The organism is Dyadobacter sp., assembly GCF_051859145.1.
In the GTDB taxonomy this organism is placed as follows: Bacteria; Bacteroidota; Bacteroidia; order Cytophagales; family Spirosomataceae; genus Dyadobacter.
In genome coordinates this window covers 1-6,680 of record NZ_JBHYGF010000168.1, presented here as the reverse complement: position 1 = coordinate 6,680, position 6,680 = coordinate 1, and the positions used below count along the sequence as shown (strand labels likewise).

At 46.1% G+C, this 6,680-nt stretch carries 9 protein-coding genes and 1 pseudogene; 5 read left to right on the top strand and 5 right to left on the bottom strand.

Annotation, left to right across the window (positions count from 1 at the left end; all coding sequences use genetic code 11):
* Positions 1-26 precede the first annotated feature (26 nt).
* The 3 genes from ACTIE6_RS11210 to ACTIE6_RS11200 all read left to right on the top strand — a co-directional run bounded on the left by ACTIE6_RS11210 (position 27) and on the right by ACTIE6_RS11200 (position 1,414).
* Positions 27-356, top strand: coding sequence for an Hsp20/alpha crystallin family protein (locus ACTIE6_RS11210; RefSeq protein ID WP_439556716.1), 330 nt, complete (start codon positions 27-29; stop codon positions 354-356).
* Positions 331-459 carry an Hsp20/alpha crystallin family protein gene (locus ACTIE6_RS11205; protein WP_439556715.1) on the top strand — a complete coding sequence of 43 codons (129 nt, stop codon included), beginning with the start codon at positions 331-333 and terminating at the stop codon, positions 457-459. The genes ACTIE6_RS11210 and ACTIE6_RS11205 overlap by 26 nt, the downstream gene beginning before the upstream one ends.
* A 136-nt stretch (positions 460-595) precedes the next feature.
* On the top strand, positions 596-1,414 hold the full coding sequence (locus ACTIE6_RS11200) for a transglutaminase domain-containing protein (protein WP_439556714.1): 819 nt from the start codon (positions 596-598) through the stop codon (positions 1,412-1,414).
* 87 nt (positions 1,415-1,501) lie between these two features.
* On the opposite strand, the gene ACTIE6_RS11195 is transcribed toward ACTIE6_RS11200, so the two are convergent.
* Positions 1,502-2,083, bottom strand: a complete 582-nt coding sequence (locus ACTIE6_RS11195) for an O-methyltransferase (protein WP_439556713.1) — start codon at positions 2,081-2,083, stop codon at positions 1,502-1,504.
* A 216-nt stretch (positions 2,084-2,299) separates the two neighbouring features.
* On the opposite strand from ACTIE6_RS11195, the gene ACTIE6_RS11190 reads away from it, so the two are divergent.
* Positions 2,300-3,295, top strand: a complete 996-nt coding sequence (locus tag ACTIE6_RS11190; RefSeq protein WP_439556712.1) for a ScyD/ScyE family protein — start codon at positions 2,300-2,302, stop codon at positions 3,293-3,295.
* A gap of 71 nt (positions 3,296-3,366) precedes the next feature.
* Here ACTIE6_RS11190 and ACTIE6_RS11185 read toward each other — a convergent pair.
* Both ACTIE6_RS11185 and ACTIE6_RS11180 read right to left on the bottom strand, forming a co-directional pair.
* Positions 3,367-4,422: pseudogene (locus ACTIE6_RS11185) on the bottom strand (AI-2E family transporter).
* A gap of 120 nt (positions 4,423-4,542) precedes the next feature.
* Entirely contained in the window at positions 4,543-4,752 is a 210-nt protein-coding gene (locus ACTIE6_RS11180) for a hypothetical protein (protein ID WP_439556711.1), read from the bottom strand.
* A gap of 94 nt (positions 4,753-4,846) precedes the next feature.
* On the opposite strand from ACTIE6_RS11180, the gene ACTIE6_RS11175 reads away from it, so the two are divergent.
* Positions 4,847-5,581, top strand: a complete 735-nt coding sequence (locus ACTIE6_RS11175; protein WP_439556710.1) for a DNA-formamidopyrimidine glycosylase family protein — start codon at positions 4,847-4,849, stop codon at positions 5,579-5,581.
* Positions 5,582-5,601: 20 nt separating this feature from the next.
* Here ACTIE6_RS11175 and ACTIE6_RS11170 read toward each other — a convergent pair whose 3' ends face one another.
* Together ACTIE6_RS11170 and ACTIE6_RS11165 are read right to left on the bottom strand one after the other, a co-directional pair.
* On the bottom strand, positions 5,602-6,279 hold the full coding sequence (locus ACTIE6_RS11170; protein WP_439556709.1) for a 2'-5' RNA ligase family protein: 678 nt from the start codon (positions 6,277-6,279) through the stop codon (positions 5,602-5,604).
* A gap of 37 nt (positions 6,280-6,316) precedes the next feature.
* Positions 6,317-6,680: DinB family protein (locus tag ACTIE6_RS11165; protein WP_439556708.1), on the bottom strand; the 364-nt coding region annotated here is incomplete at its 5' end.

Genomic DNA, 6,680 nt, shown 5'->3' with positions numbered 1-6,680 from the left:
ATTTAACACTTAAAACGAGGTAAATTATGTCACTCATCAGAAAGAACCGGGATACGTTCCCAGTGTTTCCGAACTTCTTTGATGACTTTTTAAGTCGCGATCATTTCAATTGGAACAACTCCAATTATTCGTCAACAAGTACGACGATCCCTGCGGTGAATATCCGCGAAACCGATGACAATTTTGAAGTTGAAATGGCGTCGCCGGGAATGGACAAGAAAGATTTCAACATTCGTCTCGACGGCAATACACTTACGATTTCCTCAGTAAAAGAACAAAGAGAACTACTCGCGCAGGGAGTTCAGCTACCAGTCTTTCCAGAGAACATTCGTGTTGCCCAAGGATGTGGTCGATGAAGACAGGATCAGCGCACAATATGAAAATGGTCTGTTAAAGCTCCGGATTCCGAAACGGGAGGAAGCCAAGCAAAAAGGACCAAGATTAATAGAAATCCAGTGATGTAAAAAGGGGCCGGTTGGCCCCTTTTTGTTATTTAATGCATGCAATCTCCTACTTTCTTTCCTTAATCAACTGAATGGCACAGGATTTATGATTGTAGGAAGATGTACTTATTCTATCATCGAATCTTATGAAAATGAAGGGTAAAAGCGTCATCGCTTACGATGTATACGCGCCCACCAACGTAACAACCATGTTACGCCCAAGAAGACAGGAAGGCCAGTCGGTTCTTCAGGAAGGTTTTGAAATCATCCCTTCCGTGCCATTCTCAGAATACACAGATCTCTACGGCAACCCCTGTCAGCGCTTTGTGCTGCCGGTAGGACAAGTTACCATTTCTACCGAGGTGCAGGCGCAGGTAAATGTAACGAAGCCGATTCCAAATCCGGTGCCTGCTTATATGATGATCGGCGACCTGCCTGATGAAGTAATGCATTACATTTTGCCAAGTCGCTATTGCGAGTCTGATTTGCCGGAAATCAGCAAACTTGCTTTTGAAATCGCAGGTAACTTTGTGCCTGGGTATGATCAGGTGGAAGAGATCAGGAAATGGATCCATAACAATATTAAGTATCAATACGGGGTGACCAATTCGACTACAACAGCCCTGGACCTGGCGCGTAACAGGATCGGAGTATGCCGTGACTTCACCCATTTGGCGCTCGCGCTTTGCAGAAGCCTGAGTATTCCTGCGCGTATGACAGTCGGGTATCTTGACAAATTGCAGGAAATGGACCTGCACGCGTGGTTTGAAGTGTATATCGGCGGCGACTGGTACGCTTTCGATGCGGTTCAGGAAAAAACCGAAGGATACCGGATTGAAATTGCACACGGCAGGGACGCAGCAGACGTGGCCATGGTCACACAATTTGGTAATGCTACATTGAAATCGCTTCACGTGGAAGTGCAGCTCCTTGAACCGGAACCTGGTCAACAGCAGGCGCAGCAGCAGTAATGCCCAGTCTTTTCAACATAAGTCAATTAAAAAATGCTTGCCGGATTCAGCAAGCATTTTTTATACAAAACATCATCACACATTGCATTATCTCACCTTTACTCCCAAAATAATCCCTGTGGCCCAAACTTGTTTTGTAAGCACAATGTCATTTCTGCTATCAAGGTAATTGACAAGATTACGCGCTTTTACATCGTGACCCTCCGGCCAATTGGGCTGAGGAAGCATATCATCGATAATGTAAAATCCGCCGGGATTGAGCATATCCAACACCTCGTCAAGAAGCAGGTACTTACCGTGCCAGGTATCGGCGAAGATGAAGTCGTATTTTTCGTCTTGATGCGCTTCGATCCACGCTGCTCCGTCTGTCAGTTCCAGCGACAAACGTGGATCATCTCCCAGATAGTGGGACGCTATTTTCAGGAACTTATCCTCATTATCAATCGAAACCAAACTGGAATCTGCGTCCATTCCGTCAAGGATCCAGCAGGTCGACAAACCTGTTCCGGTGCCCAGTTCCAGGAATTTACCGCCCGGCTTGGAAGCAGCGAGTGTTTTTAACAATGAACAGGTATGTATGTCCGAAGCCATACTGAAACCGGATTCTTTTGTCTGCACATCAATCGCGACATAAGTTTTAGGAATAGGTTGGATAATTTCTTCTGTCATGTAAAAACTGGGGTTAGTAGATGTGGACGTGAAAATAGCTTATACGCTGTCAGAATCAAATAGTTGCTTGATCAACTCACCGGCGGTGACCGCTAAATAAGAAAGTCATTCAATAATCCGACCGGTCAAACCAGCAGGATTCAAATTCTTTACTTTTGACGTGGCATTCGCCGCATTCAACTAACTCATTCAACGTTCCACCTACAATCATTTCTTATGAAAAGACAATTCCTGCCTTCAATTCTTGCCTCACTGCTCCTTTTCGCTGCTGTAATTGCATGTACAGACCACGTTGTACCAATTCCGGAGCCTACCCAGCTTACTGCTTCTGACCTGTTTTCAGGACTGCGTGCACCAATCGGAATGGACAAGGATAACAAAGGCAACCTCTGGGTGTCTGAAATCGGTACCGGTAACAATGACGGTGCAGTTGTAATGATCACACCAAATGGTACCAAAACTACATTCGCTAGCGGGTTTACTTCTGTAATGGGACCCGAAGGCGGCGCAGAAGGTATCAGCCACGTGATGTTCCATGACAGCAAGCTGTACATTTTGCATGGTATTGAAGGAAAACTGTACATCGCCGATGTATCCAACTTCAAAGCCGGAGATGCGCAGAAATCAATTTCTGACCTGATTGTTCACGAATACGGCAACCAGGTACGCTCATTGGGTTTGACAAATCCTTTAAATTCCAACCTGTACTCCATGACTGTGGGGCCTGATGGCAACATTTATATGGCCGACGCAGGCGCCAATGCCATTTTCAAAAGAAACAATGGCGATGGATCGATCAGCCTTTTTGCAGTACTTCCCAAAGTAGGTACCGGCCCTATCGTAGATGCAGTACCAACCGGTATTGTTTTCGACGGAAGTAAATTCCTGGTCAGCACGCTTTCAGGCGGACCATTTGTTCCTGGCAGCGCGAAAATCTTCGCTGTGGATATGAGCGGAAATGTAAGCATTTACAAAGATGGTTTCACCACATTGACCCACATAACACTGACAGCCAACAACAAGCCGCTAGTTGTGAAACTGGCAGACTTTGGAGCAAAAGGCTTCGCTCCATTCACAGGAGCAGTATTAAACGAAGACGGAACTGTATTACTTGGTGGTCTGATGATGCCGACCGACATCAAACGCACAGGCGATCGCGAGTTTTATGTGATCAGCATGCCGCTGGGTACCATTCAAAAACTGACTTACTAAGCATCAGCAAACAAAAAAATCGCCGCTCCTGACCGGGCGGCGATTTTTTTTGTGCCTGTGAGATTTGTGAACTATTCCACTTCCTTCGGGTTTACAACCTGCCTGGGCGCGTCTTCGGGCATTTTATCGCCTAGCAGCTTACCCCAGGGTTTCAGTTCATCGATCCGGTCGAAGATAATTTTAAGTACCGCTACAAATGGAATGGACAGGAACATTCCACTTACGCCCCATAATGTTCCTCCGAGTAAAACAATGAGAATCGATATCAATGCGTTGACCGACACTTTTGACGAAACAATGCGGGGTACAATGATATTGTTATCTGCAAACTGGATCAGCATATAAGCGCCCACAATCAGGAGGGGCGTGGTAATACCATCTTTGGTGATAAATGATATCAGTACCGGGAGGATAATCGCGATCAAACCTCCTATATAAGGGATCAGGTTCAGGATCGCGCCGATCACGCCCAGCAGCAAACCATACTTGACACCCAGGATCAGCAGCGCCGCCGAATTCAATGCCGCGATAATGGAGGTTTCTATCATCAGCCCCACAATGTAGCTTTGCACTGCGCCTTTCGTTTCCTGCAAAATCTCAGCAACCTACGCTGAATTATTTTCGTCGAAAACCTCAAAAATAAAGTTGAGGATCAAAGGTTTATAGTAAAGAAGCAGAAAAACGTACAACGGAATAAGTACGAAAAAGCTCACAATACCAAACACCGTATTCAAGGTTTTTCCCACATAAGTCTTACCACTGTTCATCGCCTCATTCAATGCATCGTTCACCATACTGGTCTGCTTTTCATTCGACACATTAAACTTCACAGCCAGCCAGGATTGCAGATCGTGAATAAGCGACACTGCTTTTGTTTTAAGCTGAGGAAGCATTTCGCCAAACTGCGCAATTTGCGAGGACAGGAAAAATGCAATTCCAGCAACAACAAGAATGGCTAGTAGAATCGTGAGTACGATCGACAGGATCTTGTTGATGTTCCACCTTTGCAATTTGTTATAAAGCGGGTTGAGCAGAATGGCGATCAGTCCGGCAAATGCGAAAGGCACGATGATTTCCTGCAAAAGATGCATGAAGTAAAAAAACAGGTAAAGTCCGATAAAGACCATCGGAGCCTGTATGTAGAACGGATACCTTTGTTCCAAGGCGAAATTTTGAGGCTGAGATGGTTCGGTACCGTCAGACTTTTTGGAGAAAAATCCCATAGAGTGGTTTTGAATTAAAGTTGTTTAGCTGCGGGCCTCGTAGTCTGTCACATCCTGGTCGGACAGTTCCACAATGGAAATTACCTCACCCTTATCCTGCTCCGGCCCTCCCCTGTTTACCACATTTGTGATATACGACTGACTTGGAAAAGTATCATTCTGAATAATGTGCCGCTCGAAGGTCAAAATGTTTTCTTTGGACGTGGAAGCGATTGTAATCATGAAGTTCCGCATGGTTTTCAAATTTGGTACAATAGCTATACGTATAATAAGTATGCCGGGCTGGCATTATTGTTGAGCACTGCTGCTGAACACAAAATGCTGCACTATGCCCGAAGGTCCGTCGATTATTATTTTGAGAGAAAAGATTGAAACACTCCATCTGAAAGGGAAAGTTGTTCGTCACGCCGAGGGTTATGCCAAAATTGATATGGACAGGCTCATTGGTCAAAAGGTGACGGATTTTAAATCCTGGGGTAAGCATTTTCTGATCTGTTTTGAAGATTTCACAGTCCGCATTCATTTTCTGCTCTTCGGGAGTTACCTGTTCGACGAACGCAAGAAAACAAACCCGCGGCTAAGCCTGCTGTTTGATGAGCACGAGCTCAACTTTTATGTATGCTCAGTAGTGATCCTCGATGAACCACTGACCGATATCTATGATTTTTCGGGAGATGTAATGTCTGACAAATGGGACGGAAAAGCCGCATTGAAGAAGCTTAAAGCCCAGCCTGAAATGCTCGCCTGCGATGCCTTGTTAGATCAGGATATATTTGCCGGCAGCGGCAACATCATCAAGAATGAGGTCTTGTTTCGAATAAAAGTCCACCCGCTCAGTCAGATCGGCGAAATACCGGATAAGACGTTGCGCGAAATGATCAAAGAGACGCGGAACTACTCATTTGATTTTTTGGAGTGGAAAAAGGAGAATACCCTCAAAAAGCATTGGCTGGCGCACACCAAAAAGATATGTCCGCGCTGTAACATTCCTTTTCACAAAGAATACCTCGGAAATACAAAGCGTCGCAGCTATTTCTGCGAAAGCTGCCAAGAGCGGTTTTGATAGGCTTTCGAATGATATGATCAAGGTTGAAAAAGATCCAGCTGCACTGCGGGAGCACCCAGCAGTGGTAGCAAATCCACGACGTCGTACTGGCGTCGTTTTTCATTATACTTCCTGATCGCGAATGCATTGCAGTGGAAGCTTGCTTCATATTCCCGGAAAATCGAGTAAGCGAGCCCTATCCATTCGCGCGACAGCCGCCGGCCAATGGACATATGTGGATTCTTGGATTCGTCGGCCCACTTCTGCATGTACTGCTTCCTGATCTTTTTGTCAAAGCTTTTCACCACCACCCCGCTGCGCTCACGGATAAGAGCAGCAGATTCGATTGTTGGTTTGATATAAAAAGCCGAGTAATTCCCACGATCAAAATCACCAAACCCTGAAAAGCGGATATCGAACGGATGCAATTCCGACACAATGCGGCGGTACTCGGCAAGAATGTAAGGATAATCATTTTCGTCAGCTTCGAAACCATCCAAAGAAATATGCGCTTCCGCATTGGCGCTGCCGTAACTTCTACCGACTGCGATGCGGTACTGCTGCTTCATTTCGGCCACCTCCAGCAGGATCTCCGTGCTGGGCATAATGGCGAGGGAGTAGGTGGCGCGGGCTGGCGAGCTAGCGGTAGGGCTTGCTGATTGATCACCATTTTTCATGCTGACCTGCTGCGTTACTATTGCCGGTTTGCGATCCATAAGTCTTTGCTTGATCAAATATTGTAAAAAGTACATCCTATTCGTCCACCCTAAAAATCCATTCCGACCGCATATTCGCCTCCTGCCGCAGCAGCATATTCAGCTGTGCCGCATGATGTTGTACGTGGCGGAGGTTATAGAGCAGGATTTCTAAAACCGTATAATCCATATCCCCGCTGGGCTCTGTCCAGCGCTCACTCAATTTCTCTTCGGACAGACCAAAAACAACCTCTCGGAGCTTTCCACGCACTTCCTCCACATAACCCAGCATTTCGGGCTGCGTATAATGCTTGTCAGGCACCATATCCCCTACTATCCCGTCAGGAATTTCGTCAGGTTCGGTAAACGAAAAAGGAAGTACGGAATGGAATTGCGCTGGTGCGGGAATAGTCAGGTAGTAG

Bases quoted from the DNA above. Each gene is read 5' to 3' on its own strand.
- ACTIE6_RS11210 (WP_439556716.1), top strand. From the start codon at position 27: ATGTCACTCATCAGAAAGAACCGGGATACGTTCCCAGTGTTTCCGAAC.
- ACTIE6_RS11200 (WP_439556714.1), top strand. From the start codon at position 596: ATGAAGGGTAAAAGCGTCATCGCTTACGATGTATACGCGCCCACCAAC.
- ACTIE6_RS11195 (WP_439556713.1), bottom strand. From the start codon at position 2,083: ATGACAGAAGAAATTATCCAACCTATTCCTAAAACTTATGTCGCGATT.
- ACTIE6_RS11190 (WP_439556712.1), top strand. From the start codon at position 2,300: ATGAAAAGACAATTCCTGCCTTCAATTCTTGCCTCACTGCTCCTTTTC.
- ACTIE6_RS11180 (WP_439556711.1), bottom strand. From the start codon at position 4,752: ATGCGGAACTTCATGATTACAATCGCTTCCACGTCCAAAGAAAACATT.
- ACTIE6_RS11175 (WP_439556710.1), top strand. From the start codon at position 4,847: ATGCCCGAAGGTCCGTCGATTATTATTTTGAGAGAAAAGATTGAAACA.
- ACTIE6_RS11170 (WP_439556709.1), bottom strand. From the start codon at position 6,279: ATGGATCGCAAACCGGCAATAGTAACGCAGCAGGTCAGCATGAAAAAT.